General features: G+C 59.7%; 20 protein-coding genes and 1 pseudogene. 13 read left to right on the plus strand and 8 right to left on the minus strand.

What is annotated here, in order from left to right; translation table 11 throughout:
* Positions 1 to 71: 71 nt before the first annotated feature.
* The 3 genes from clpX to tig are packed head-to-tail and all read right to left on the minus strand — an operon-like array spanning position 72 to position 3,347.
* Positions 72 to 1,334 carry an ATP-dependent protease ATP-binding subunit ClpX gene (gene clpX / locus KUL93_RS07365; RefSeq protein WP_217126425.1) on the minus strand — a complete coding sequence of 421 codons (1,263 nt, stop codon included), beginning with the start codon at positions 1,332 to 1,334 and terminating at the stop codon, positions 72 to 74.
* Positions 1,335 to 1,337: 3 nt separating this feature from the next.
* On the minus strand, positions 1,338 to 1,961 hold the full coding sequence (gene clpP, locus KUL93_RS07370; protein WP_217126426.1) for an ATP-dependent Clp endopeptidase proteolytic subunit ClpP: 624 nt from the start codon (positions 1,959 to 1,961) through the stop codon (positions 1,338 to 1,340).
* Between the two features lie 24 nt (positions 1,962 to 1,985).
* Positions 1,986 to 3,347, minus strand: coding sequence for a trigger factor (gene tig / locus KUL93_RS07375; protein ID WP_217126427.1), 1,362 nt, complete (start codon positions 3,345 to 3,347; stop codon positions 1,986 to 1,988).
* 62 nt (positions 3,348 to 3,409) lie between these two features.
* On the opposite strand from tig, the gene KUL93_RS07380 reads away from it, so the two are divergent.
* Positions 3,410 to 5,020, plus strand: a complete 1,611-nt coding sequence (locus tag KUL93_RS07380) for an NAD(P)H-hydrate dehydratase (RefSeq protein ID WP_217126428.1) — start codon at positions 3,410 to 3,412, stop codon at positions 5,018 to 5,020.
* On the opposite strand, the gene KUL93_RS07385 is transcribed toward KUL93_RS07380, so the two are convergent.
* The gene (locus tag KUL93_RS07385; protein WP_217126429.1) at positions 4,944 to 5,576 is read right to left on the minus strand and encodes a response regulator transcription factor; all 633 of its coding nucleotides are present in this window, start codon (positions 5,574 to 5,576) and stop codon (positions 4,944 to 4,946) included. The two genes, KUL93_RS07380 and KUL93_RS07385, sit on opposite strands and share 77 nt — an antisense overlap.
* Positions 5,560 to 7,518, minus strand: coding sequence for a PAS domain-containing sensor histidine kinase (locus KUL93_RS07390; RefSeq protein WP_217126430.1), 1,959 nt, complete (start codon positions 7,516 to 7,518; stop codon positions 5,560 to 5,562). The genes KUL93_RS07385 and KUL93_RS07390 overlap by 17 nt, the downstream gene beginning before the upstream one ends.
* A 180-nt stretch (positions 7,519 to 7,698) precedes the next feature.
* Between KUL93_RS07390 and aceE the strand changes: the two genes are divergently transcribed.
* Genes aceE through lpdA form a run of 3 tightly spaced genes read left to right on the plus strand, consistent with a single transcriptional unit; the run spans position 7,699 to position 13,647 of the window.
* Positions 7,699 to 10,395, plus strand: a complete 2,697-nt coding sequence (aceE, locus tag KUL93_RS07395) for a pyruvate dehydrogenase (acetyl-transferring), homodimeric type (protein ID WP_217126431.1) — start codon at positions 7,699 to 7,701, stop codon at positions 10,393 to 10,395.
* Between the two features lie 12 nt (positions 10,396 to 10,407).
* Positions 10,408 to 12,192, plus strand: coding sequence for a dihydrolipoyllysine-residue acetyltransferase (gene aceF, locus KUL93_RS07400; RefSeq protein WP_217126432.1), 1,785 nt, complete (start codon positions 10,408 to 10,410; stop codon positions 12,190 to 12,192).
* Positions 12,193 to 12,210: 18 nt separating this feature from the next.
* Positions 12,211 to 13,647, plus strand: a complete 1,437-nt coding sequence (lpdA, locus tag KUL93_RS07405) for a dihydrolipoyl dehydrogenase (protein ID WP_217126433.1) — start codon at positions 12,211 to 12,213, stop codon at positions 13,645 to 13,647.
* A gap of 8 nt (positions 13,648 to 13,655) precedes the next feature.
* Here lpdA and KUL93_RS07410 read toward each other — a convergent pair whose 3' ends face one another.
* Together KUL93_RS07410 and KUL93_RS07415 are read right to left on the minus strand one after the other, a co-directional pair.
* Positions 13,656 to 14,501: a 3',5'-nucleoside bisphosphate phosphatase gene (locus tag KUL93_RS07410; protein WP_217126434.1), complete on the minus strand. Its 846-nt coding sequence runs from the start codon at positions 14,499 to 14,501 to the stop codon at positions 13,656 to 13,658.
* A 17-nt stretch (positions 14,502 to 14,518) separates the two neighbouring features.
* Positions 14,519 to 14,965 carry an FKBP-type peptidyl-prolyl cis-trans isomerase gene (locus KUL93_RS07415; protein ID WP_217126435.1) on the minus strand — a complete coding sequence of 149 codons (447 nt, stop codon included), beginning with the start codon at positions 14,963 to 14,965 and terminating at the stop codon, positions 14,519 to 14,521.
* A 118-nt stretch (positions 14,966 to 15,083) separates the two neighbouring features.
* Between KUL93_RS07415 and KUL93_RS07420 the strand changes: the two genes are divergently transcribed.
* Together KUL93_RS07420 and KUL93_RS07425 are read left to right on the plus strand one after the other, a co-directional pair.
* The gene (locus tag KUL93_RS07420; RefSeq protein WP_217126436.1) at positions 15,084 to 15,482 is read left to right on the plus strand and encodes a glycine cleavage system protein H; all 399 of its coding nucleotides are present in this window, start codon (positions 15,084 to 15,086) and stop codon (positions 15,480 to 15,482) included.
* Positions 15,479 to 17,032: a glycoside hydrolase family 17 protein gene (locus KUL93_RS07425; RefSeq protein WP_217126437.1), complete on the plus strand. Its 1,554-nt coding sequence runs from the start codon at positions 15,479 to 15,481 to the stop codon at positions 17,030 to 17,032. The genes KUL93_RS07420 and KUL93_RS07425 overlap by 4 nt, the downstream gene beginning before the upstream one ends.
* Here KUL93_RS07425 and KUL93_RS07430 read toward each other — a convergent pair.
* Positions 16,959 to 17,300, minus strand: a complete 342-nt coding sequence (locus tag KUL93_RS07430; protein ID WP_217126438.1) for a hypothetical protein — start codon at positions 17,298 to 17,300, stop codon at positions 16,959 to 16,961. The two genes, KUL93_RS07425 and KUL93_RS07430, sit on opposite strands and share 74 nt — an antisense overlap.
* Before the next feature lie 147 nt (positions 17,301 to 17,447).
* Here KUL93_RS07430 and KUL93_RS07435 point away from each other — a divergent pair, with 147 nt between their 5' ends.
* The 7 genes and pseudogenes from KUL93_RS07435 to KUL93_RS07470 form a co-directional block, all read left to right on the plus strand.
* Positions 17,448 to 20,138 carry a glycosyltransferase gene (locus tag KUL93_RS07435; protein ID WP_217126439.1) on the plus strand — a complete coding sequence of 897 codons (2,691 nt, stop codon included), beginning with the start codon at positions 17,448 to 17,450 and terminating at the stop codon, positions 20,136 to 20,138.
* Positions 20,139 to 20,225: 87 nt separating this feature from the next.
* Positions 20,226 to 21,508 (plus strand): annotated as a pseudogene (locus KUL93_RS07440) (NAD(P)/FAD-dependent oxidoreductase).
* 135 nt (positions 21,509 to 21,643) lie between these two features.
* Positions 21,644 to 23,311: an energy-dependent translational throttle protein EttA gene (ettA, locus tag KUL93_RS07450; RefSeq protein ID WP_217126442.1), complete on the plus strand. Its 1,668-nt coding sequence runs from the start codon at positions 21,644 to 21,646 to the stop codon at positions 23,309 to 23,311.
* Between the two features lie 22 nt (positions 23,312 to 23,333).
* Positions 23,334 to 23,957: a LemA family protein gene (locus KUL93_RS07455; RefSeq protein ID WP_217126443.1), complete on the plus strand. Its 624-nt coding sequence runs from the start codon at positions 23,334 to 23,336 to the stop codon at positions 23,955 to 23,957.
* An 18-nt stretch (positions 23,958 to 23,975) separates the two neighbouring features.
* A complete protein-coding gene (locus KUL93_RS07460; RefSeq protein WP_217126444.1) occupies positions 23,976 to 25,874 on the plus strand; it encodes a M48 family metalloprotease in 1,899 nt (632 codons plus the stop codon).
* Positions 25,871 to 26,383, plus strand: a complete 513-nt coding sequence (locus KUL93_RS07465; RefSeq protein WP_217126445.1) for a hypothetical protein — start codon at positions 25,871 to 25,873, stop codon at positions 26,381 to 26,383. Before KUL93_RS07460 ends, KUL93_RS07465 begins: the two co-directional genes overlap by 4 nt.
* A gap of 83 nt (positions 26,384 to 26,466) precedes the next feature.
* Positions 26,467 to 26,811: helix-turn-helix domain-containing protein (locus KUL93_RS07470; RefSeq protein ID WP_217126446.1), on the plus strand; the 345-nt coding region annotated here is incomplete at its 3' end.

Here is a 26,811-nt window from a genome sequence, read left to right on the forward strand (position 1 = left end):
CGGGAGCGGCAAGACGCTCTCGGGCTTCCATCCGCTTGTCAGCCGGAGGGTAGAGCAGCCGCTTTGCCCTCTTACGCTGCGTCACGGGGAATTCGTTTGGGCGGAGCGCCTTCCTGCACCACCGCTTCGTCGATCACGATCTGTGCAATGCCGGTGCGCGATGGCAATTCGTACATTTCGTCCAACAGCAACGTTTCGAGGATGGAGCGCAGACCACGCGCGCCAGTCTTTCGTTCGATCGCCCGCTGCGCAATCGCGCGAATCGCCCCTTCGGTGAATTCGAGTTCAACCCCTTCCATCGCGAAAAGCGCTTGAAACTGTTTCACCAGTGCATTCTTGGGCTCGACCAGAATGCGCATCAACGCTGCTTCGTCGAGCTCTTGGAGTGGGACGATCACCGGCAGGCGCCCGATCAATTCCGGGATCAACCCAAAGCGAACCAGGTCTTCGGGTTCGACCAGCCGCAGCAGTTCATCGCGTTTTTGCCGCTCGCGACTCTTGACTTCAGCGCCAAAACCAATACCGCCTGCTTGCGTGCGCCGCTCGATGATTTTTTCTAACCCCTCGAACGCGCCACCACAAATAAAGAGGATATTGGTGGTATCGACCTGGATCATCTCACCGTGGGGGTTTTTCCGCCCCCCTTGTGGCGGAACGTTCGCGACCGTTCCTTCGATGATCTTGAGCAGCGCTTGCTGCACCCCTTCACCCGAAACATCGCGGGTGATCGATGGGTTTTCCGATTTGCGGGCGATTTTGTCGATTTCGTCGATGAAGATGATGCCACGCTGCGCGCGCGCAACATCCATGTCACACGTTTGCAACAAGCGCAACAGGATGTTTTCGACGTCTTCACCGACATAGCCAGCCTCGGTAAGCGTCGTGGCATCCGCGATCGCAAACGGGACGTCGAGTTTGCGCGCAAGCGTTTGCGCCAGCAACGTTTTGCCCGATCCGGTTGGGCCGATCAGCAAAATGTTGCTCTTTTGGATCTCGACCTCACTGCCTTGACTTTGGCTCCGAAGCCGCTTGTAGTGGTTGTAGACGGCCACGGACAAGACTTTTTTGGCGTAATCCTGCCCGATCACGTATTGATCGAGGTACGCCACCAGTTCGGCAGGAGTCGGCAGCTTTTGTTGCGCGAACGGCACCGTTTCTGCGTCGCTGCCCAGTTCGCGTTGGCCCAATTCGTCATCCAAAATCGCCTGATAGGCGTCTTGAACACAGTAGTTGCAAATGTAGAGACCGCTTGGCCCAGCCAAAAGGTGATCGACCTCCTCTTGGCTGCGGCCGCAGAACGAACATTTGAGGTCGCGGTTTCGAGAACGCGCCATCGCTTACTCCTCACCGCGACGGGTGAGCACCTTGTCTGCCAACCCGTACTGCACCGCTTCTTCGGCCGACATGAAGTTGTCCCGCTCGGTGTCTCGTTCGATCTTTTTGATGCTCTGCCCGGTGTGATAAGCAAGGAGTTCATTCAACCGCGCTTTGAGCTTGAGGATTTCACGGGCGTGGATTTCGATGTCGGTGGCTTGCCCTTGAACCCCACCCAACGGCTGGTGGATCATCACACGGGCGTTGGGCAGCACGAAGCGTTTCCCTTTGGCGCCAGCCGCTAGGAGAAATGCCCCCATGCTTGCGGCCTGACCGATACAGAGGGTGGAGACGTCGGGTTTGATGAACTGCATGGTGTCGTAGATCGCCATCCCCGCCGTCACCGAACCTCCGGGGGAGTTGATGTAGAAGTGGATATCCTTGTCGGGGTTTTCGGACTCCAGGAAAAGCAGCTGCGCAACAACCAGGTTCGCAACCGCATCGTTTACGGGCCCCACCAGGAACACCACCCGCTCTTTGAGGAGACGCGAGTAGATGTCGTAGGCCCGTTCGCCCCGACCACTTTGTTCGATCACCATGGGCACCAGGCCCAGGTTATAGAGATCCAATCCCAGAGGTTCGCTCATACCGGTTCACTTTCCTTTCGTTGTTCAAGCGGCGACGTTGGGGTTCATGAACGATTCGAAATCGCGCGGTTCCTCTTTCACCGTCATCCGCTCGAGCGCCCACCCGACGACGTTGTTTTCGATCACCACCGCTTCGGCGTTACCCAGGCGCTGCGGATTTTCATAGTACCACTTCACGAGCGCCTGTGGGTCGTCGTAGTTTTGCGCCATCTCTTCGATGAGCGCGCGCACCTGCTCCGGTTTCGCAACGAGTTCGAACTGTTTGACGATCTCCGCAATCAGTAGGCCAAGACGCACACGTCGCTGCGCTTCTTCTTCGAACCACTTGGGATCGACGGGGAGGTTATCCACCTTCATCCCGCGCATTTGAAGGTCGCGCTTCGCGTTTTCGGCCAACGTTTGGGCTTCGCTTGCCACCAAACTTTGCGGGACGGGGAAATCGTGTTTCGCCAACAGGTGGTCGAACACTTGACGCTTGACCTCGCTGTCGATACGCGCTTTGACCTCCCGCTCGAGGCTCGCGCGAATCTCGTCGCGCATTTTTGCGACGTCACCGTCTTCGATTCCGAGCGATTTCGCGAACTCGGCGTCCACTTCGGGCAACTGCGGCGCTTCGACTTTCTTCACGGTCAGTTCGAATTGCGCCGTCTTGCCAGCCAAGTTTTCGGCGCCATAATTTTCTGGGAAGGTGACGTCGAACGTCTTTTTTTCACCCGCTTTGAGACCGACTGGTGCGGTATCGAATTCGGGCAGCAGGCGGCTTTCGCCGATCACGTAAACGTAGTCGGTTGCGCTGCCCCCTTCGAAGGGTTCCCCGTCGAGCGTACCGACGAAATCGACAGTGACGCGATCCCCTTTTTCGGCGGGCCGATCCACTTCGACAAACGTCGCGCGTTGTTTGCGCAGCACCTCGATCGTGCGCTCGACCGCGGCATCATCGACTGTGACCACCGGCTTGACGACTTCGACCTCTTTGAGATCGACGATCTCGATTTCGGGGTAGATTTCGAACGCGGCTTCGACGACGAATTCCCCTTCCGCAGCGGGTTCATCACCCACTGGATCGATTCGATAGCCACCCGCTACCCGGTATTCGCCTTGCTGGATCGCTTCGGTGAGCGCCTTTTCGATCGCTTTGGAGAGCGCCTCCGAACGGGCTTCGCTGCCATACATCCGCTCGACGAGTTTGAGCGGCACCTTCCCGGGGCGAAAACCCGGCATTTTCACACTGCGCGCATACTGTTTGATGAGTCGCTGCGTTTCGTTCGCGATCTGTTCAGCCGGAATGCGAAGCGTCACTTTCCGTTCCAACGGGTTCGCTGCCTCTTCCGCCGCAGGGGCCGCTTCCGTGTTCGGTTCCAAGTTCTGAACGTTTTGGTCTTCCATCCGTTTTTCCTTGCTTTGCGGTATGCTAAGCGAATAATTTTAGCATAAGGAAAATGGCGAAAGTGACGGTGAAACGAGAAGCACGGTTGTTGCTGACGGTGAACGCGATTCGGGCGCTCGAAGCGCGTTTTCTGCCGCACATTCCATTGATGCAACGGGCTGGCGCGGCGCTCGCGAACCACTTGCGCCGGTGGGCCGAACAGGGTCATCGCATCGTCTTGCTTTGCGGCCCGGGCAATAATGGCGGTGACGGACTCGTTGCCGCTACGCGCTTGCACGAGCTTGGGTTTTCCGTGACGGTCGTTGCGCAAGAACCGTCCGAACGTCGCTCGCCGGAAGCGCGTGCGGCGTGGCACGAGTGGCGTGCTTGCGGCGGGGAGACGTGCAACACACCGCCACAAGTCGCAGCCGACCGCCCACCGGTAATCGTCGATGCACTCTTTGGCATCGGCCTGACACGACCGATCGCCAACCCATACCGGGAGTGGATTCATTGGGCGAATTGCCAAGCAGCGCTTCGAGTTGCAGTCGATGTGCCAAGCGGGCTGGACGCCGATACGGGCGCCTGCCTGGGGGATGCCGTTTTTGAAGCCCACGAGACCGTGACCTTTCTTGCCGACAAACCGGGGCTTCATACCCACGACGGGCCAGACGTTGCCGGAGCGGTTACCGTTTTCCATTTGGGTCTCGATGACGAGATCGCCGCACAATGTAGCCAACAACAGCATGCCTTGTTCGCGTACGACGAATCCTGGGGCGAAACCGGTTCGTCGGCGCCGGCAAGTGCCGGAATCCTTCTTGACCGTACCCTTTTTTCCCCATGGTTGACCCCACGGAAACGCAATGTCCATAAAGGCTGTTTCGGCCACGCGGTGATCATCGGGGGCGCCGCCGGCATGCGTGGCGCGCTTCACCTTGCGGCGCGCAGCGCCCTCTACTTGGGTTCGGGCAAAGTCTCCGCGATCACTCTGGCAAAGGACGCGGCGCGTTTCGACCCGACCCTACCCGAGGTGATGTGGCCCACGGCACTGCCCCAAGATGCCACTGCCGTCGCGATTGGCCCCGGACTGGGGCAAACGAGTGATGCCGTTCGCTGGCTCGAGCAGGCGGTAGCGCTCGCAACTCCCCTTGTGATCGATGCCGATGGGTTGAACCTTTTGGCGCAGCACACGGCGCTTCAACACGCCGTGGACGGAAGAGGCGCCCCCACGGTGCTCACACCGCACCCTGGCGAGGCGGCACGGCTCTTGCAGAAGCCGCCGCACGAGATTCAGAAAAACCGAATCGCCGCGGCCGTAGCGATCGCGCACCGCTACCAAAGTGTCGTGATCCTCAAAGGGTGTGGGAGCGTCATTGCGACACCGCACGGGCACTGGGCGATCAACCCCACAGGGCACGGTGGAATGGCAAGCGGCGGGATGGGAGACACCCTCACCGGAATTCTCGCAGCGCTACTTGCGCAAGGCTGGCCGAGCGTTGCGGCTGCTGCGTGTGCGGCGTACCTCCATGGCAGCGCGGCAGAGGCCGAAGCGCAAGCAGAGATTGGCCCCGTTGGTCTTACCGCGAGCGAAACGGCGGCGGCCACCAGACGGCTCTTCAACCGCTGGATTGCTGATGGTGCGCCCAGAGCGCAACCAGTTCGGCCACTTTGCGACACCCCATCTTTTCCATGACACGCGCACGGTAGACCTCGACCGTTTTGATCGAAATCGCGAGTTCGTCTGCGATCTGTTTGTTGAGATAACCCGAAACGACGCGATCGAACACTTCCCGTTCGCGTGGCGTCAGTTTGGCAAGCCGCGCGGCGAACGCCTCTTTTGCGGCGCGTTCCGAACATTCGGCAGCAAGACGCGCCAACGCCTCCTCGATACGGGCCAGCAACACCGTTTCATCGACCGGTTTTTCGAGAAAATCGACCGCGCCGGCGCGAAGCGCACCGGTAGCCATGGGCACGTCGCCATGACCGGTGAGGAAGATGACGGGAAACGGCGCGTTGCGGGCTTTGAGCGCATCGAAAAGTTGCAGACCGCTCAATCCCGGCATACGGATGTCACTGACGACACAACCGGGTTCGATCACGGACAGGGCCGCGAGAAACGATTCGGCGTCCGGGTAGGCGTTCACCGCGTACCCAGCCCCTTCGATCAGCCACACCAGCGAATCCCGTAAAGCATCGTCGTCATCGACGACATGCACCGTGCGATAGCAGCACTCATCCTTGAGCGTCATGGCTTGCTCCTCCTTGCGCACGCGGCAACCACACCTCGGCAACCGTACCACCTCCTGGTCTGGTCAAAAGTGCCAAGCGTCCTTTATGGGCTTCCAAGATGGCGCGGCAAATGCGCAACCCCAACCCCAAACCGTCGGGTTTGGTCGTAAAAAACGGCGTATCGAGGCGCCTACGAACCTCTTCGCTGATGCCAACCCCACGGTCGGCAATGCGATAACAGACCCCCTCTTCCGTTTCTGAGACCGTCACGGTCAGCTCCCGTTGTTTTGGCGGCACGACTTGCATCGCATCGAACGCATTGCGAATGAGATTGACCAGCACCTGCTCGAGCAAGATTTTGTCGGCGGAAACCATCACCCCATCCTGAGGCAATTGCGTACGGACGGTAACCCCGCGCCGTTGCGCATCGGCGCGCAGCAGTTCGATCGCTTCGCGCGCGATCGTCACCGCGTCGACCCACTGCTGTTGGGGTGCCGATTGCCGCGCAAACGACCGAATGCGGCGAACGATGGTACCTGCCCGTTCCGCCTGTTCCGCCGCTTTTTGCAACACCTCTCCCACCACCTCCGGATCGAGGCGGCCTTGCCGCCACCGCAACAGCGCACCACGACAATAGTTAGCGATTGCCGCGATCGGTTGGTTCAACTCGTGCGCCAGCATCGAAGCCATCTCCCCGAGCGTGATGAGACGCGCCGTCTGGTGGAGTTGCGCCATTTGCTGCAATTCCGCTTCGATCGCCTCACGTTGCGCCGTGATGTCGGTAGCAACGACCATTCTCACCACACGACCATCGACCCATGCCGTCAATTGTTCGCGCACATGGTACCAACGTCCGCTCGTTGGGTGCTGCCAGTCGCCTTGCCAGACCATTTCAGGAACATGCTCCGCCGTATTCATCGGTTTCGACGGATCAGTCTCCGGAGGCGGAATCGCCGGGGCGCCCAGATCTCGCGCGCGTTTCCCCAAAGCATCGAAACCAAAAACCCGCTTGAACGCCCGGTTAACGAACAAGAGCGCATCGGTATGCCAATCGGCCGCAAAAACCAGCGCGTCGACCCCATCGAGCACCGTTTCGAACCGCTGTTGGGCCGCTTCGAGTGCCAAACGGGTTCGCTTCTGTTCGGTGATATCGAGAATCGCCGCCATCCACCCGGTCTGTTTGCCACTCTCGTCGATCAGCGGGGAAACGTAAAAGCGGGCGATACGCCGCTTTCCGTTTTTGTGCTTGATACGCATCTCGTACCCTTCGGGTGGCGTTTGCCCCGCCAACACCATCTGCAGGGTACGCTGGCACAAATCCCAATCCTCTTCAGGCCAGTAGGGAAACGGCGGCATTTTGCCTTCGAGCTCATCGCGGTCGAAGCCCACCATGCGACAAAAGGCTGGGTTGGCAAACGTGATGCGCCCTTCGAGGTCGGTCGCGCGCAGTCCAAGGCTCACCGACGATTCCATCGCGCGACGAAACGCCATTTCGGAGCGCAGCGCCGCTTCTACCTCTTTTTGTTGGGTGACATCGTGGGCAGCGGCAAACCACACCCCATCGTCTGGCGCCGGATTGATGTGCCAAGAGAGCCAGCGATACGCGCCGTTGAGGGTTTTCACGCGAACCGTGAAGTAAGCAGGTTCGCCTTGCCGCAGAAAAGCCATTGCTTCATCGACGTGCGGCCAATCGTCACGCGCCGTGATATCGAAGAGCGATTTCCCCAGCAGCAACCGCTCGGTATAGCCCAACACCCGGGTAAATGCAGCGTTACATTGCTGGAACTCCCCTTTAGGGGTCAAGAGCGCCAACAAATCCAAAGAAAAGTGGAAGAGCCGATCACGCTCCCGAAGCAGCCGTTGCAGCCGAAGGTGTTGCCGGCGCTGGAGCCAACCCAACCAAACCACGGCCGCCGTCAACAGCGCAAACGCGACCATCGCGAAGGTATCGGGCTGATTCATGCCCATTCCTTGTTGCGTCTCATTGCATCATCGAATGGTTTTTGCTTTCTGGTGCCGCGAATCCTATCATGGGGGAGATGCAAACTGCGGCAAAGCGATTGCTGCACTGCAGTATTGCATATCGTGGAATTTTGTTTTAGCATACGGAACAACCACCCGCAAGACCTAGGAGGGACCACCATGGCTGAGCGTCATCGTCAAATCGTTCTGCAAAACGATCCCGATCCCGAAGAGACTCAAGAATGGTTGGAAGCGCTCGATGGCGTGATCGAGCACGAAGGGCCCGAGCGCGCACACTATCTGATCGAATCACTGATCAGTGAAGCGCGTGAACATGGTGCCGACATCCCCTACTCGGCCAATACCGCATACGTCAACACGATCCCAGCCGATAAACAACCCCAGTACCCGGGCGACCCGGATCTCGAAATCAAGATCCACTCCTACATCCGATGGAACGCGATGGCGATGGTCGTGCGCGCCAACCGCGACAGCAACGTTGGTGGGCACATCGCCTCGTTTGCTTCGGCAGCGGTGCTCTACGACGTTGGCTTCAACCACTTCTTCCACGCGCCAACCGAAGACCACGGCGGCGACCTCGTCTACTTCCAAGGGCACTCGGCCCCTGGGATCTATGCGCGTGCTTTTCTGCTTGGGCGATTGACCGAAGAGCAGATGATCCACTTTCGTCGCGAAGTCGACGGCAAAGGGCTCTCTTCCTATCCGCACCCTTGGCTAATGCCCCAGTTCTGGCAGTTTCCCACGGTTTCGATGGGGCTGGGCCCAATCCAGGCGATCTACCAAGCCCGCTTCATCAAATACCTGATCACCCGCGGCCTGGTTGATCCCGCGAAACACGAAAAACGCAAAGTGTGGTGCTTCGTTGGGGATGGCGAGACCGACGAAGTGGAAACCTTGGGCGCGATCGGGATGGCCGCGCGGGAAAAGCTCGACAATCTGATTTTCGTGATCAATTGCAATTTGCAACGGCTCGACGGTCCCGTGCGCGGCAACGGGAAGATCATCCAGGAGCTCGAAGCGGAATTCCGCGGCGCGGGTTGGAACGTGATCAAAGTGATCTGGGGCACCCATTGGGACGCGCTCTTTGCCCGCGACAAAACCGGGGCGCTCAGACGGCGGATGATGGAGCTTTGCGACGGCGACTACCAGACCTTCAAAGCAAAAGACGGAGCGTACGTTCGCGAGCACTTCTTCAATACACCGGAACTAAAAGCGCTGGTCGCCGACTGGACCGACGAAGAGATCTGGCAGCTCAACCGCGGCGGTCATGACATTTTCAAAGTCTATGCCGCATACCAGGCTGCCGTCGCGCACAAAGGGCAGCCCACCGTGATCCTTGCGAAGACGATCAAAGGATACGGAATGGGGCAAGCGGGCGAAGCGATGAACATCGCCCACCAAGCGAAAAAGATGGATCACGACGCGATCCGCCGCTTCCGCGACCGTTTCCAACTCCCTGTGCCCGACGACAAACTCGACGAGCTGCCGTTTCTGACCTTTGCCCCCGATTCCCCCGAATACCGCTACATGCAGGAACGGCGCCAAGCGCTCGGTGGCTATCTCCCGCAACGCCGGACGAAATCGGAGATCACCTTGCCGGTTCCCCCGCTCGATGCGTTCAAAGGCTTTTTTGCTGGAACGGGGCCGGGACGGGAAATCTCGACGACGATGGCGCTCGTGCGCATCCTGATCCAGCTGATGCGCGACAAACAGATCGGCAAACACGTCGTGCCCATCGTACCCGACGAATCGCGAACCTTCGGGATGGAAGGGATGTTCCGTCAGTTCGGGATCTGGAGCCAAGAGGGGCAAAAATACGTTCCCGAAGACCACGACCAGTTGATGTTCTATAAAGAGTCACGCGACGGCCAAATCCTGCAAGAAGGGATCAATGAAGCTGGAGCCGTCTGCGACTTCATCGCCGCCGGAACGAGCTACAGCGTCCATGGCGTGCCGATGATTCCCTTCTACATCTTCTATTCGATGTTCGGCTTCCAGCGCACCATGGACCTCATTTGGGCGGCAGCGGATCAACGCACGCGCGGGTTCCTGATCGGCGGCACCTCGGGGCGAACCACGTTGAACGGGGAAGGGTTGCAGCACGAAGACGGCCACAGCCACCTGCTCTCAGCCGCTGTCCCCAATTGTGTGAGCTACGACCCCACCTTCCAATACGAAGTCGCCGTGATCGTTCAAGAAGGGTTGCGGCGCATGGTCGCGGAACAAGAGGATGTTTTCTATTACCTCACGGTGCTCAATGAAAACTACGAACATCCGCCGATGCCGGAAGGCGAGACGGTCCGTGAGGATATCCTCAAAGGGATGTACCTCTTTCAGGCCGCACCGGACAATCTGGACGGTCCGCGTGTCCAGCTCATGGGGTCGGGGGCGATCCTCCGCGAAGCGATCGCTGCCGCAGAATTGCTCGCGCGTGACTGGAATGTCGCCGCAGACGTCTGGAGCTGCCCAAGCTTCACCGAATTGGCGCGCGATGGCCACGACTGCCTCCGCTGGAACCTCCTCCATCCGTTGGAAACGCCCCGCAAGTCCCACGTCGAGCAAAAGCTCGAAAACCATCCCGGCCCGGTCGTTGCGGCAACCGACTATGTCCGGCTCTTTGCCGAACAGATTCGGCCGTTTGTCAAACGGACCTACCACACGTTGGGCACCGACGGCTTCGGGCGTTCCGATACCCGCGAGAAGTTGCGCCACTTCTTCGAAGTGGATCGCCACTGGATCACGATCGCCGCATTGAAAGCGCTTGCCGACGATGGGGAGATCGATCGCAAGCTGGTAGCCGCAGCACTCGTCAAATATGGCATCGATCCGGAAAAACCCAACCCCCGCCTGGTTTAAGGAGGAGCGGCGATGAGCACATTGGTAACCGTTACCGTCCCCGATATCGGCGACTTTCACGATGTTCCCGTCATCGAGGTTTTGGTCACGCCCGGACAACGCGTCGCTGTGGATGATCCCCTCTGTACGCTCGAATCCGAAAAAGCGACGATGGACGTCCCGTCCACCGTTGCCGGTATCGTCAAAGAAGTGAAGGTGCAGGTCGGCGACAAAGTCAATGAAGGCACGCCAGTGGTCGTGATCGAAACCGAGGCCTCTGGGGAAACCGAATCCGCGACGTCGACCACAGCGACAGCAGCGCAAGCCAGCGACGCGGCACCAAGCAGAGCAACCGAATCCAGCGCAACCGCTGCCCCCGCCGCGTCTGACGCAGTTCCGTCCAATGCGTCTGCAGCAGCGGGCGCAACCGTACCCCCCTCGACCCAACCGCAAGAAGTGGCGCTCGTGATTCCCGATATCGGAGACTTCCACGACGTACCGGTGATCGAAGTGATGATTGCCCCTGGGCAGCGGGTTGCGGTCGATGATCCGATCTGTACGTTGGAATCCGAAAAAGCCACGATGGATGTCCCGGCTACGGTCGCAGGGGTGGTGAAAGAGGTGCGCGTCCAGGTGGGCGACAAGGTCAATGCAGGGGACGTGGTTGCGATCGTCGCTCCGGATGAAAGCCACGTTGCGCCCCCAAGACGTTCCCAAGGTGGAACCGCACACCCCAAAACCGAATCGTCGACAACGCCAACCGCTTCATCTGCGCCATCGCCAACGCCCACGCAAACGGTCCCGGCTTCGTCTTCCGTGGGCATAGCCGCCGCACCCGCTTCGCACGCACCGAACGCGCCATCACTTGCCGAGCCGCTGCCTGGTGTCTCATTGGGGGCGAAAGTCCATGCGAGTCCCGCCGTTCGCGCATACGCTCGGGAGCTGGGTGTCGACCTGCGCTTCGTCACCCCAACCGGCCCGAACGGCCGGATCCGCAAAGAGGATGTTCGCAACTTCGTCAAAGCGGCGATGACCAGTGGCGTAGTCCCAGGCAAAACCCCCGCGGTAACCAGTGGCGGCTTGGCGCTTGACCTACCCCCGTGGCCGAAGGTCGACTTCGCCAAATTTGGCCCGATCGAAATCAAGGAACTGGCCCGAATCCGTAAGATCTCCGCAGCGAACCTGGCACGCAACTGGGTGGCGATTCCCGCGGTCACCTACCACGACGAAGCGGACATCACCGAGCTCGAGGCGTTTCGCCAACAACTGAACCGCGAATACGAACGCGAAGGGGTGAAGTTCACGCTCCTTGCGTTTCTCATCAAGGCCTGCGTTGCGGCGTTGAAGCGGTTCCCGGAGATGAACGCGAGCCTCGATGGGCACAACCTCGTGCTTAAGCATTATTGGCACATCGGCTTTGCGGCAGATACGCCGCACGGGCTTGTCGTGCCGGTGCTCAAGAACGCCGACCAAAAGAGCCTCGTGGAGATCGCACGCGAAACCGCGGAGTTAGCGGCAAAAGCGCGCGCCGGTAAGCTCGCTCCCGCTGAGATGCAAGGGGCAACCTTCACCCTCTCGAGTCTGGGCGGCATCGGTGGAACGGGGTTCTCCCCGATCATCAATGCCCCAGAAGTGGCGATCCTGGGCGTCAATAAAGCGGTGATGAAACCAGTCTGGAACGGCGAAACGTTCGTTCCTCGCCTGATCGTGCCGCTTTCGCTTACCGCGGATCACCGGGTGATCGACGGCGCGTACGCCACCCGCTTCACGACATTGCTCACGCAACTCCTTGCCGATTTCCGGCGGGTGCTCCTCTAACCGAGACGGGAGAAGACGATGAGCATGAAAACCCAATTGCTGGTGCTTGGTGGCGGTCCAGGCGGATACTCTGCCGCATTTCGCGCAGCGGATCTTGGTCTTGAGGTAACGATCGTCGAACGTTACCCCGTCCTTGGGGGCGTTTGCCTCAATGTGGGCTGTATCCCATCGAAAGCACTGCTGCACGTCGCTGCGGTGATCGACGAAGCGCGTCATCTCGACCGAGCCGGCATCACCTTCGGCGCGCCGCAGATCGATCTCGACCGCCTGCGTAACTACAAAGCCCAAGTGGTGCGAAAACTCAACCAAGGCCTGGCGGGAATGGCCAAAGCGCGCAAGGTCAATCACATCCAGGGCATCGGGAAACTCACGGGGCCCAGCACGTTGGCGATCGAACGGACCGAGGGTCCGAACGGCCGACCGACGGGTGAAACGCTCACGCTCACCTTCGAGCAAGCGATTCTCGCTGCCGGGTCGGAGCCGATTCGTCTCCCCTTCCAACCCCAAGACCCCCGTGTGGTGGATTCTACCGGTGCGCTTGCGCTTCCCTTCTTACCCAAGCGGATGCTGGTCGTCGGCGGTGGCATCATCGGTCTGGAAATGGGTACCGTGTATGCGACGCTCGGGGCGCAGGTCGATGTCGTCGAAGCCAGCAGCGATCTCATACCGGGGGCCGATCGTGACCTGGTGCGGGTGTGGGAAAAGGTAAACGGCAAGCGCTTCGCCGGGCTCTACCGCAACACCCGCACAACGGCACTCGAAGCCAAAGACGACGGCATCTGGGCAAGTTTCGAAGGAGCCAACGCACCCGAAGGAGCCCAACGGTATGATCTGGTGTTGGTTGCGGTCGGTCGGCGCCCGAATGGGCGAGCGATCGGCGCGGAAGCGGCCGGTATCACCATCGACGAACGGGGATTCATCCCGGTAGACGCCCAGCGCCGTACCAACGTGCCGCACATCTTTGCGATCGGGGATTTGGCCGAAGCGCCGATGCTCGCGCACAAAGCCGTGCATGAAGGGCACGTTGCGGCCGAGGCTGCGGCCGGACACAAACGGGCGTTCGACGTCTTGCAGATCCCGTCGGTCGCCTACACCGACCCAGAGATCGCTTGGGCCGGTTTGACCGAGACCGAAGCGAAAGCGCAGGGGCGAGCGGTCGAAGTGGCCACTTTCCCGTGGGCAGCGTCCGGCCGGGCGATCGCCAACGGCCGCGACGAAGGGTTCACCAAGCTCATCTTCGATGCCGAAACGAAGCGAATCGTTGGCGGTGCCGTCGTTGGGGTGAATGCTGGGGAGTTGATCGGTGAGATCTGCTTGGCGATCGAAATGGGCGCAGAGGCGGCCGACATCGCGCACACGATCCATCCCCACCCAACCCTCTGCGAATCGGTCGGGATGGCGGCAGAGGTGGCCGAAGGGAGTTGTACCGACCTTCCCCCCAAACGCAAACGCTAATCGATCCGTTATTGCCACCGTTGCCAGACGGGAACGAGGTCGTCTGGCAACGGGTAGCCCATTGCCCCCAAATCCCACGGCGACTCGTCGGGGGCGTGGAAGTCGCTTCCTTGGGACGCGGCAAGACCGTAGCGACGACAGATCTGGGCCCAATGGGTGGTAGCGTTGTGATCGTGCGCCGAGGTGACCACCTCGATCGCCTCCCCTCCCAGATCGACGAATTCGGTGAGGAGCGCGCCCCACTCCCGTTCGTTCAAGCGGTACCGCCCCGGATGCGCCACCACCGCCACCCCTCCTGCAGCATGAATCCACGAAACCGCTTCTCCGAGCGTTGCCCAATGATGGTCCACGTACCCCGGCTTTCCTTTCGCTAAGTAGTGGGTGAAAACCGCGTGCATCGACGGGAAATGGCCCGCATGCACGAGGTACCGCGCAAAATGGGCCCGGCTAATCAAATCGGGGTGGCGCACGAAACGCAAAGCCCCTTCCCAGACACCGGCAAAGCCACAAGCTTCGAGTGCCTCCGCCATCTTGCGCGCGCGTTCCGTGCGCCCGCGCCGAACTTGCTCCAGCCCTGCGGTCAACACCGGGTCCGTTTCGTCGATGCCCAATCCCACGAGATGGATGGTCTCCCCGGCGAACGAAACGGAAATTTCCACGCCCGCAACGAACAAAACCCCGAGTTGCCGAGCAGCTTCCCGAGCCTCCGTCAAACCGGCCACGGTATCGTGATCGGTGAGCGCAAAAAGGGCCACCCGATTCTGGGCAGCCCTTTTGACGAGCTCGGGTGGGGTCAAAACGCCGTCTGATGCGGTCGAGTGGCTATGCAGGTCGACGCGCTGCGCCTTCCTCATCGACCACCTGTCACGAGTTAGGCGGCGCGATCGGTTGCCACCAGCTCGATTTCGAACGTCAGGTCGTAGCCCGCAAGGGGGTGGTTCGCATCGATCGTTACGTACGTTTCGGTCACCTCGGCCACCACCACAGGAATTTGCTGTCCGTCAGCGCGCTGCATCACAAGCTGCAGCCCAACTTGCGGTTCGATTTCCGGTGGCAGTTGCTCGCGCGGCACTTGCAGCATCGCGCGCTCCGAACGTTGCCCGTAGGCTTCGTCGGCAGGAATCGTAATGGTTTTGCGCTCTCCTACCTGCATCCCTTCAACCGCCTTCTCGAAGCCGGGGATCACCTGTCCAGCCCCCAGTGTGAACTGGAGGGGATCGCGACCTTCGGAGCTATCGAAGACGCTGCCGTCAGCCAGTGTCCCTTTGTAGTGCACCTGGACGGTATCGCCCGCTTGGGCGGCTTGTTGCGTGGTCATATTCACTTTCCTTTCAAACAGTCGAAACAACGTAGCGAGCCGCGCGTGCGTTTTTTTGCCCACCACTTCGCTACAATACTCCTTTCGTTTCTTTTTCACAACCCTTTGAGGCAAAAAAGTGCAAACGACCAACGCCAGTGCGGATGACCGGATCTATCTACCCACGCACCAATGGTTACAACCCGAAGGGGAAGGGCTGTGGCGCATGGGGATCACCCCTTTTGCGGCCGAGCAGCTCGGCGACGTCGTCTTTGTCGAACTTCCGGATCGTGAAGTTCGGGTAACCGAGGGCGAAACCCTCTTCGTCGTCGAGTCGGTCAAAACTGCGTCCGACGTCGCTGCACCGGTTGACCTCGAAGTCCTCGATGTCAACCGCGCGCTGCAAGACCACCCCGAGTGGCTCAATGAAGCGCCATTGCACCATTGGATCGTGCTCTTTCGCGCGGAAAAGCCGATCGATCCAGAAAAATGGCTCACGGCGGAAAGGTATTCCCAGCGAATCGCGGCCGAACGATGAAGCGCCCGCTCCCCTTTCCGCGCGCTCTGGTAGCGCTGTGGCTCTTTGTGGTCGCGTTCTTCGTGGTCTGGTACCACGGCGAAACGGTTCCGCAACCCCTACCCGAAGCGCCTGCGCGCCACAACGCTGACACACGCCTTCCCTGTGTCTCGTACAGTCCCTACTTTCGTGCTGGCGCCACACCCCTTGACCCCAATACCCAGATCCCAGCGGAATGGATCGACCTGGACCTCCAAGCGTTGGCCAAAATCACCCGTTGTGTGCGCACCTATTCGGTCGACCAAGGACTCGACCGTGTTCCCGAAGTCGCTGCCCGCTACGGCCTCACGGTTTGGCTGGGTGCCTGGATTGGTCGGGACGAGGCAAAGAATGGGCAGGAATTGGCGCGCGCGATCGCATTGGCCAATGCATATCGTGGCGTGGTCACACGCCTCATCGTCGGCAACGAAGTCTTGCTGCGGCGCGAACAGACACCAGAAAATTTGGCACGCTACCTCGAGCAAGCGAAAGCCCACGCGCAGGTTCCCGTCACCTACGCCGACGTCTGGGAATTCTGGTTGCGGTACCGGAATGCTTTGCTGCCACACGTCGACCTTGCAACGATTCATATCCTTCCGTACTGGGAAGATCGACCGCAGCCAATCGACGCGGCTGCGGAACATCTCTTCCTCGTCCGAACGATGGCCCGCCAAGTGCTCGGTGCCATTCCGATCGCGATCGGCGAGACCGGCTGGCCCAGCGCCGGCAAACAGCGCGAAGGCGCCGTTCCCTCGCGGGTGAATCAGGCGAAGTACGTTCGCGACGTACTCTCACTGGCGGCAACTTTCGACTGGGACGTCAATTTCATCGAATCCCATGACCAACCGTGGAAACGTGCGCTCGAAGGGACTGTGGGTGGGTATTGGGGGGTTTTGACTATCGGAGAGGAACCAAAATTTCCCCTTACCGGGTCCGTTGCGGAGCGTGACACCCTCTGGCCCCCTCTGACTGCGGCACTCATCGGCGCGGTGCTGCTGCCGCTCATCGCGTCGGTGCGACGCTGGCCTGTGGTGCTTCTTGGGGCGGCGCTGGGTTTTACGGCTTTTTGGCAATGGGAACATGCGGTGATCGCGTATCGCAACGGTTGGGAATGGGGGGTTTTGGGCGCCACGGGCGTTGTGGCGCTTGCCGTCGCGGTCGCGCTGGCGGCACGACCCACTTACCGCGCGACCCCACCAGACTGGCTGACCGTTGCAACCACCTATCTGCTCTTTGCCCTGGCCGTCGCCAACGTTTGGCTCGTCGTCGATGGCCGTTATCGCGACTATGCCACCTGTCTTTACCTACCGCTTGCGTTGGTGGCGCCACTGCGTCGCTGGTCCGTTACCCTCACCGAACGGCTATGGGGGGCGATTGCGCTCCTCTGCGCCGCGTTCGTCTGGTTGAAAGAGGCGATGAACGGCCAAGCGCTCTTATGGTTGCTGACCACCGCGGCGATCACGCTGTCGCTTCCGCGCGCCCGCGTTGCGTCCAACCCAACCACACCGGCAGCGCCAACAGCACCGCAATGACCCCTGTCGTCGCGCTGTAGAACACCGTGGCAAAGCAGCCCAACCAGAGCGCCCCAAACGCGACCCGTCGCCAGGAAAAGCGGAATGCGACCACCGCAAGCGCTACGGCCACCCAACCCGCCCGTTCCTCGATGAAAGCCTGCACGAGCAAAGTCTTTGCGACACACGCCCACCCCAGTTCCGGTTGCCATGTCGCCCCGCACGCAAAAGGAACGATGCCGCTTTCTAACCAAAGAAAACGCAGCGCAAGAAAAGCGGTCAGACTCACAAAGAGAAAAAGCCAACCACCTTTTTCTGCGACTGCCAGCCTGCTAGAATCCTGCCTGCCTGTCGTATCCACAACCGTTCTCCGCCCATTTCCCAATCGGTCGTGATTCTACCGACTTTCCTTCACGCGATTTCGTAGGAACCTACCATGCTGCGCTCTGTCATGCCCTTTTTGCAACTGCTGCGCCGAACGCTCACAGCGCTGCTTCTTACCGCGCTCGTCCTTACCGCTTTCTGGCAAGCCTGGGCATGGCACGTGCGACTAGGAACCGAACCGGGGGTTGCCGGAGAGATCAACGGGTTTGCCTACACCCCGTTTCGCCGGGATCAATCGCCGCTGGAAAAGCGTTATCCCACCCCAGAGCAGATCGCGCACGATCTCGAGCTGCTTGCCCTCTATACGAAACGGATTCGCACCTACGGGGTCACCGACGCCCCCACCCTCTACCCCCTAGCCTACCAGCGCAAATTCGAAGTGGCGATGGGACTCTGGGTCTCTGCCGATCAGGCGCTTTCCGAACGCGAAATCGCAGCGGGACTCCAACTGGCGGAACGCTACGACAACATCACCCGCATCGTCGTAGGCAACGAAGCGCTGCTGCGCAAAGAGATGACCGTTGCCGAAATGGCTGCCTACCTCGATCGCGTCCGAGAGGAGCTGCGCCGCCGCTTTCCCGACAAAAATCGCCGCCCCCTCGTCTCGACCGCCGAACCTTGGCACGTTTGGCTGAAGAACCCCGAACTGGCTGACCACGTCGATTTCGTGATGATCCACCTTTTGCCCTACCACGAGGGGATCGACGCCTCCCGGGCGCTCGATTACGCCTTTGGGCGGCTCGAAGAGGTCCAAAAGCGCTTCCCGAAACTTCCCGTAGTGATCGGTGAGATTGGCTGGCCCAGTCGCGGCGAGGTCATGCCCAACCTCTTGGGTGGGGATGAACGGGCCGAAGCCTCGATCGAGAACGCCGCTCATTTCGTCCGCGGCTTTCTCTCCGACCCACGGTCACTCTTCCTCGACTATTACATCATGGAAGCGTTCGACCAGCCGTGGAAGGTGGCCGTTGAAGGTTGGGCTGGCGCCCATTGGGGGGTCTTTGACGCCGACCGGCAACCGAAATATTCGCTCGATGGCCTCATCGTCCGCGACGTCCGTTGGCAAGAGAAGGCGAAACTTGCAACCCTGATCGGCGCACCGCTTCTTTTTGCGCTCGCCTTTTTGCTTGCCAGCTGGAACCTGCTGGGGCGTCTGTGGTTGATGGGACTGACGCAACTCTGCGTGATCGTGCTCCTCATCGGCGCTTATCTGCCCAAAGACTACTACCTTTCCCGTGGCGATCTCGTCGGTCTTGTCTTTCTCATTGTGGCGACGCTGATGACCGCCGCGGTGCTCCTCTCCCACGGCTTCGAATTCGGCGAAGTCCTCTTCAAACGGCAATGGCGGCGGCGTTTCACTCCCCTTCCTCCAGTACCCCCCGAAAAAGCCCCGTTCGTCTCGATTCATCTTGCCTGCTACAACGAACCCCCTGAGATGGTGATCGCTACCATCGATTCGCTCGTTGCGATGGACTACCCCCACTTCGAAGTGATCGTCGTCGACAACAACACCACCGACGAAGCGCTGTGGAAGCCGGTCGAAGCCCACTGTGCCCAATTGGGCGATCGGGTGAAGTTTTTCCACCTTCCCAAGTGGCCCGGATTCAAAGCAGGGGCGCTCAATTTCGCGCTTCGGCAAACAGACCCACGTGCCGAGGTGGTTGGCGTTGTCGATGCCGATTACGTCGTCGAGCGGGACTGGCTTGCGCGGCTCATCCCCCATTTCCTCGAGTCCCCGCTCGTTGCGGTGGTTCAGGCGCCGCAAGCCCACCGGGAATATGAACACTCCTTCTTCCAACGGATGTGCAATTGGGAGTTCGAGGGCTTTTTCCGGATCGGGATGCACCACCGCAACGAACGCAACGCCCTCATCCAGCACGGGACGATGACACTCATTCGTCGCCCGATGCTCGAAGCGGTTGGCGGGTGGTCCGAATGGTGCATCTGTGAAGACACCGAGCTGGGGCTGCGGCTCTTGGAGCGGGGCTATGAGATCCGCTACGTCGACCACATCTTCGGCCGCGGGCTTACCCCGTCGGATTTCGCCGCGATCAAATCGCAGCGCTTCCGCTGGGCGTTTGGGGCGATGCAGATCCTCAAAGCCCATATGCCGTACCTATTGGGGCGAAAACCCTCAAACCTCACCTTCGCGCAACGCTACCATTTCCTCACAGGGTGGTTTGCCTGGTTTGGGGATGCGCTCCACCTCATCTTCGCGATGGGGTCGCTCTTCTGGACGCTGGGGATGATCTACGCGCCAAAGACCTTCACGCTTCCCGTGGCGACGCTCGCAGCACCGGTGCTCGGCTTCATGGCGTTCAAATCGGCGTTGGGACCGATCCTCTATCGCCGCACCATGCAAACCAAATGGATCGATATTCTGGGGGCGTCGATCCTTTCGGTGGGGCTGTCGCACACCATCGCCCGCGGCGTATTGGCGGGACTCACCCACAAAAAAGGGACGTTCGTGCGCACCCCCAAAGGGTGGCGCGCCAAAGGCACCTTCGCCTTTTTCGGACCGATCCGCGAAGAGCTGGGTATGCTCACGGCAATTACCGCAAGCGGCGCCCTCCTTGTCGCGCAGCGGGGTTGGCTCTCCCTTGAGATCCGCCTCTGGATTGCGATCCTTGCCCTCCAAACGATCCCCTATCTTGCGGCAGTGCTGTGCCAGATCATTGCCTATCTGCCCGACAATACCCCGCCCGAAACGGCCGACGACAAAAAGCCATTCCCGTCCCCCTCCTGAACGCGGCTACGGGCAGATGATTCCCTTGACAAGGGAATTATATTAGTAAATAATAATCTTGTTCGTCCCACCAAAGGAGGCAGTAACGTGGCGCATATCGTCATCCTCGGCGCCGGAATCGGAGGCATGCCTGCAGCATACGAGGCCCGCGAACTCATCGGGCCGCCACACAAAATCACCGTAATCAACGCCACCGACTATTTCCAGTTCGTTCCGTCGAACCCCTGGGTCGCAGTGGGTTGGCGCAAAAGAGAAGAGATCATCCTGCCCATCCGCCCCTATCTCGAACGCAAAGGGATCGACTTCATCGCGCAGCCGGCAACGCAGATCGACCCGAACCGCAACACCATCACGCTCGCAAACGGGGAAACGGTCGATTACGATTTCCTCATCATCACCACCGGTCCGAAACTGGCATTCGACGAAGTCCCAGGATCGGGGCCCAACGGAGGTTTTACCCAATCGGTCTGTACCGTGGACCATGCCGAACAGTGTTATGCCGATTTCGAAAAATTGTGTGCCGATCCTGGCCCCGTGATCGTCGGCGCGATGCCGGGAGCGAGCTGCTTCGGTCCCGCCTATGAATACGTGATGGTGCTCGACACCGCGCTGCGCAAACGCAAACTGCGCAGCAAAGTTCCGATCACTTTCGTCACTTCGGAACCGTACATCGGCCATTTGGGTTTGGACGGCGTTGGTGATTCCAAAGGGATCATGGAACACGAATTTCGCAAACATGACATCCGTTGGATCACCAACGCCAAAACCACGCGGGTAGAAAACGGTAAGTTGTTCGTCGACGAGCTCGACCGCAACGGCCAACTGGTCAAGCAACACGAACTCCCGTTCAAGCACGCGATGATGCTCCCGGCGTTCAAAGGAGTCGATGCCGTGGCAGCGGTCGAAGGGTTGTGCAATCCCCGCGGCTTCGTGATCGTGGACGAGTACCAGCGCAGCCCCAAATACCCGAACATCTGGCTGGCGTTTGTATCGCCATTCCTCCGGTGAGTCCCACCCCTGTCCCTACCGGCGTTCCCAAAACTGGGTACATGATCGAGTCGATGGTGACCGCGATCGTCCATAACCTCAAAGAGGTGCTCGACGGCAAAGAGCCAACCCACAAAGGGAGTTGGCAGGCGCTCTGTCTTGCGGACTTCGGTGACCGCGGCGCCGCCTTTGCGGCGATTCCTCAGATTCCCCCACGCGATGTGAACTGGTTTGCTTCGGGCAAGTGGGTCCATTGGGCGAAGATCGGCTTCGAGAAATATTTCCTCAACAAGATGAAGTCGGGCAACTCGGAGCCGTTCTACGAAAAAGCCTTGATGAAGATGATGGGTTTTTCGCGCCTCAAAGAGAAGCTCCATCTCTGATCTGCCGATTTCATCGAGCAAAGCGCGGCCAAAACCGGAAGATTGCGGCCGCGCCTCATCTACTTCGCACAGCGCCAAGCACTCCTGTGACCACGGTATAATGAACCATCGTCTCCAACTGGAATGGATCAACCGATGGCGCAGTACGTGATGTCGATGTTTCGGGTGAGCAAAACCGTCCCCCCGAAACGGCAAATCATCAAAGACATTTCGCTTTCGTTCTTCCCGGGAGCCAAAATTGGGCTGCTTGGCCTCAACGGCGCTGGAAAATCAACGGTGCTTCGCATCATGGCGGGCGTCGATAAAGAGTTTGAGGGCGAAATCCAGTGGCAGCCGGGGATCAAGATCGGCTATCTGCCGCAAGAACCGGAACTCGACCCCACCCAAACCGTGCGCGAAGCGGTCGAATCGGGGTTGGAAGCAATCATCGAAGCAAAAAAACGGCTCGACGAAATCTACGCCGCGTACGCGGAACCCGACGCCGATTTCGAGAAACTCGCCGAAGAGCAAGCCAAATACGAAGCGATTCTCGCCCACGCGGGCGCCGACATCGAAAACCAGATGGAACAAGCGGCCGATGCGCTTCGCCTCCCCCCTTGGGACGCCAAAATCGCACACCTTTCTGGCGGAGAAAAGCGACGCGTGGCGCTTGCGAGATTGCTTCTTTCCAAACCCGATATGCTGCTTTTGGATGAACCCACCAACCACCTCGACGCCGAATCGGTCGAATGGTTGGAGCAGTACCTGGTTCGCTTTCCCGGAACGGTTGTTGCGGTGACCCACGACCGCTATTTTCTCGACAACGCCGCCGAATGGATTCTGGAGCTCGACCGTGGCGAAGGGATTCCTTGGAAAGGGAACTACAGCTCGTGGTTGGAGCAAAAAGAGAAACGCCTGGAGCAAGAGGCCAAAGCCGAAGCGGCGCGCCTCAAAGCGATGAAACACGAATTGGAGTGGGTTCGCAGTAACCCTAAAGGACGTCAGGCAAAATCCAAAGCGCGGTTAGCCCGCTTCGAGGAACTTGCCAGCATCGAGTATCAACGTCGCAACGAAACGCAAGAGATCTTCATCCCACCTGGGGAGCGGTTGGGTGACCAGGTGATCGAATTCCGCAACGTCAGTAAAGGGTTTGGCGATCGGCTGCTCATCGACAATCTCTCCTTCATCGTTCCCAAAGGAGCAATCGTAGGGATCATCGGCCCCAACGGCGCCGGTAAATCGACGCTCTTTCGCATGATCTTGGGGAAAGAGCGCCCCGACAGCGGGGAAATTCTGATCGGCCCGACGGTAAAAATCGCTGCGGTCGACCAAACCCGTGAGGGGCTCGACCCCAACAAAACGGTGTGGGAGGAGGTCTCCAACGGTCAGGACATCCTCAAGATCGGCAATTTCGAGATCAACAGCCGCGCCTATCTTGGCCGCTTCAATTTCAAGGGGGCGGATCAACAGAAAATCGTCGGGAAGCTCTCCGGCGGCGAACGGGGGCGTCTGCACCTGGCGAAAACCCTCCTGCAGGGCGGCAACGTGCTGCTTCTCGACGAACCGTCGAACGACCTCGACGTCGAGACGCTTCGCGCCCTGGAAGAGGCGCTGCTCGAATTCCCTGGCTGCGCGCTTGTTGTCAGCCACGACCGCTGGTTCCTCGACCGAATCTGCACCCACATCCTAGCGGCCGAAGGGGATTCGCAATGGACCTTTTTTGAGGGCAACTACCGCGAGTACGAAGAGGACAAGAAACGGCGTCTGGGTGAAGAAGCGGCAAGGCCGAAACGGATCCGCTACAAACCGATCACCCGTTCCTAGCATTGCGCCCCGGGAGAGGACGATGGAGCACCTCACTACATGGTTACTGATCCTAACCCCTCTTGCATTTTTCGTCTGGGGCATCGTCCTCTACAACCGGTTGGTCACGCTTCGACAGCGCGCCCAAAACGGCTGGGCTCAGATCGACGTGCAACTGCAGCGTCGACACGACCTCATTCCCAATTTGGTCGAAACGGTGAAAGCATACCTCACCCACGAACGGGAGACGCTGGAAGCCGTTATCCGTGCGCGGCAAAACGCGGTTGCCGCACAAACGGCTGCCCACGCAGCCACCCAGCGCCCCCGAAGCAGCGGTATCCCCGATCGTGATACGATGGCGCATCTTGCCGAAGCCGAATCGGCACTCGGTGGGATGCTCTCTCGCCTCTTCGCGTTAGCCGAAGCCTACCCCGACCTCAAAGCCACAGCGAACGTACAGGCGCTCTTCGAAGCGCTGACGACCACCGAAAACCGGATCGCGTTTGCCCGCCAAGCCTACAACGATAGCGTGACCGCCTACAACACGCATCGCGAGCAGTTTCCCGACCTTTTGATCGCGCAAGCATTCGCTTTCCCCGAATTGCCGTTGTGGGAAGCAAGCGACCGCTCGCAGCTTGAAACCCCGCCCCCCGTTCGTCTTTCCTGACCCCGATCGCAACCGCCGATGCGCGACTTCTTTGCCCAGCAAGAACGCGCACTTCGCGCCAGCCGCACACTCTTGCTGGCATTCGCTGGCGCAATCGTTCTTACGGGTATTCTGTGTTACCCCATCGTGCTTCTGTTTGCGGATACCCCTCTTACGACTGGCAAATGGTGGGACCCACCGCTTTTTTTCACGACCGTCGCTGCGGTAGCATTCACCCTTTTTGTCCTCTCCGCAGGGAAACGGTGGCAACTGGCGCGAATGGATGCCGGCGCACTCGCCGAATGGTTGGGTGCCGAACCGCTCGCCCCAGACACCCAATCCCTTACAGCAACCCGCTACCGCCATGTCACGGAAGAGATCGCGATCGCAGCGGGTATCCCGTGCCCACAACTCTACGTCATTCCCAGAGAACCGACCATCAACGCTTTTGCCGCTGGCAGAAATCTTTCCCAGACCGCGATCGCAGTCACCGAAGGCGCGCTGCAACGCCTTACGCGCACGGAGCTTCAAGGTATCGTCGCCCATGAAATCGCGCACATCGTCCACGGCGACATGCGCCTCAATTGGCACTTAGTCGCATGGCTGTATGGGCTGGAGCTGTTCACCAATTTTGGGCGCGCGCTGCTCACGGACGGACCCCAACATTCCAGCACCCCTCGTTTCTGGCGCTCTTTGCATCGGTCCGTCCAGTACCGGCAGCGTCAACTGCTTGGTCTCTTCCTCGTCGGCATCGGGTCACTGACGCACTTCATGGCGCAAATGATTCGCGCGGCAATCACCCGTCAGCGCGAATTTCTGGCCGACGCCACCGCAGTGCAATTGACCCGAAACCCCACCGGATTGGCTCAGGCGCTCCGCAAAGCTGCGAACGACCGCGCATCGCTGCTTGCCTTCGTCCCTGCCGAAGCCGTCCACCTTTTCCTCATCGCGCCGGTTCGCTGGGGCGGGTTCCCTTCCCATCCTCCGTTGGGCGACCGCATTCGCCGGTTGGAAGGGACGACCACCGCGCCACTGCCACCGGGCGCATACCTCGAACCGCTCGAACCCGACGAAGCGTTGTGGGTTCTTCAACACATTGCGGCGCACGGTACTGGCGTTTTGTTGGTACGAAACGAGCCCCATGCCACAAAGAGACAAACCGATGACGTATCGGAGTCACCCCCACAAACCCAAACCGTTCGCCTCAAGTCAAACATTGGGTTGCACCCTGATTCGACCAAAAAGCGGTTGACGATCCAGGAATGGCGCGAACAATTGCCACCTTCCATCCAACAGGCACTCTACCATCCGCAAAGCGCGACCCAACTCACGGTCGACTTGGTGGGCACTTCACGCATCCCCGCAGCGTGGCGCTACCCGCTCGCCCTGCTTCTGATCCCAACGCTCCAACGGCTATCCAAGCCCGAAAGGAAAATGCTCCTGGCGAACCTCAAACAGAAGATCGGCACACTACCCGACCGCACCCGCTACCATCTCCTTTTGTGGCTCCTCTTCCGTAACTCCCTTCACTCGCCTCAGGCGCGCAGTCCGTTCCTTCCAGGTCGCATGCGACAGCATTTGGCGACACTGCTTTCCGTGACCGCTGTTTTGGGCGGAGAAAATCCTGCGATGCAAAAACAGCGCTTCCTGAAGGTCGTCGCGCAAAGCGCTCATCCCGATCTGCTGTGGCAGCCACCTGAGTCGCTCACGCCTCAGGCGATCGAAGCTGCGCTCGACGCGCTGCGCGCTGCGCCACCAAGCCTTCGCCATTTGGCGCTTCAGCTGTGCGTCGCATTGGTCACCGCAGACGGCCTCGTTCACCCCCACGAATGGGGTTGGCTCGCCACAGTGTCAACCTTGCTAGAATCGCCGGTACCGCTCCTCGACTATCTTCCCGACCCCCACACCAAAGGACAAACTGGAGACACACAACCATGAGCGACGCGATCTTCCGCAAAACGAAAAAAGGGCAGGAAGAGATCACGACGCGCAGCGCGGGACTCAATCCGCGACAACGGCGCATCCTCATCCTCATCGACGGTCAAAAGAGCGTTTCCCAATTGCGGGAGCTGGCCGCTACCGACGATTTGACCCATGTTCTCAGCACACTGGAAGAGCTTGGGCTGATCGAGCTGGTTGGGACGGTCGACGAAACGGGAGCAACGCAGCCGGTCGACCGCATCGAATCGATCACGGCGTTCCGCCCACTTCCTCATCCACCCAATCCCAAAGAACTCGAAATGGCGCGCAATTTCATGATCAATACGCTGCGCACCTTTTCCGCAACGCCCATCGACCACTTGTCTTTGATCGAAGCGATTGCCGCAGCGCCAGACCATGAAGCCTTGCGTGCCCTGTTTGGCCGTTGGTACCAAGCGATCATGGGAACGACGCAAGGAAGAGCACGGGCAGAGCAACTCCGCCTTGACCTGTTGAAGGTCCTTTGATCATGAGAGAGAAACGTGCCGTGCGCTGCAGCTCTGAATAAGTTCAAGCCCCTTTGGCATGTTTCTGCGTAAGGGGTGGTACGATGCAGGTGCAACGAATTGGCTATGGGATCAAAGGTTTTTATCGGTTGGCTGCGTTGGGACAGAAGTGGGAAATGACACCGAAAGATGCCCAAGAACGATTACGGATTCTGCGCTTTTGGGAGCGGCACGGCCTGAGCGCCACGCAGGAAGCGTTTGGTGTGTCGCGACGCACGCTCTATCGCTGGAAAGCCGCGTTGAAAGCCGCAGGGGATAACCCGGCGGCGCTCATTCCCAAACCGCCGATCGCCAAGCGCAAACGGGGCAAGAACCGCGACCCGCGGTTGGTGAAGCGCATTCGAGAGTTGCGCACCCTCTATCCCAACCTGGGAAAAGAGCGGCTGCAC

The organism is Hydrogenophilus thiooxidans (genome assembly GCF_019049855.1).
Taxonomy (GTDB): domain Bacteria; phylum Pseudomonadota; class Gammaproteobacteria; order Burkholderiales; family Rhodocyclaceae; genus Hydrogenophilus; species Hydrogenophilus thiooxidans.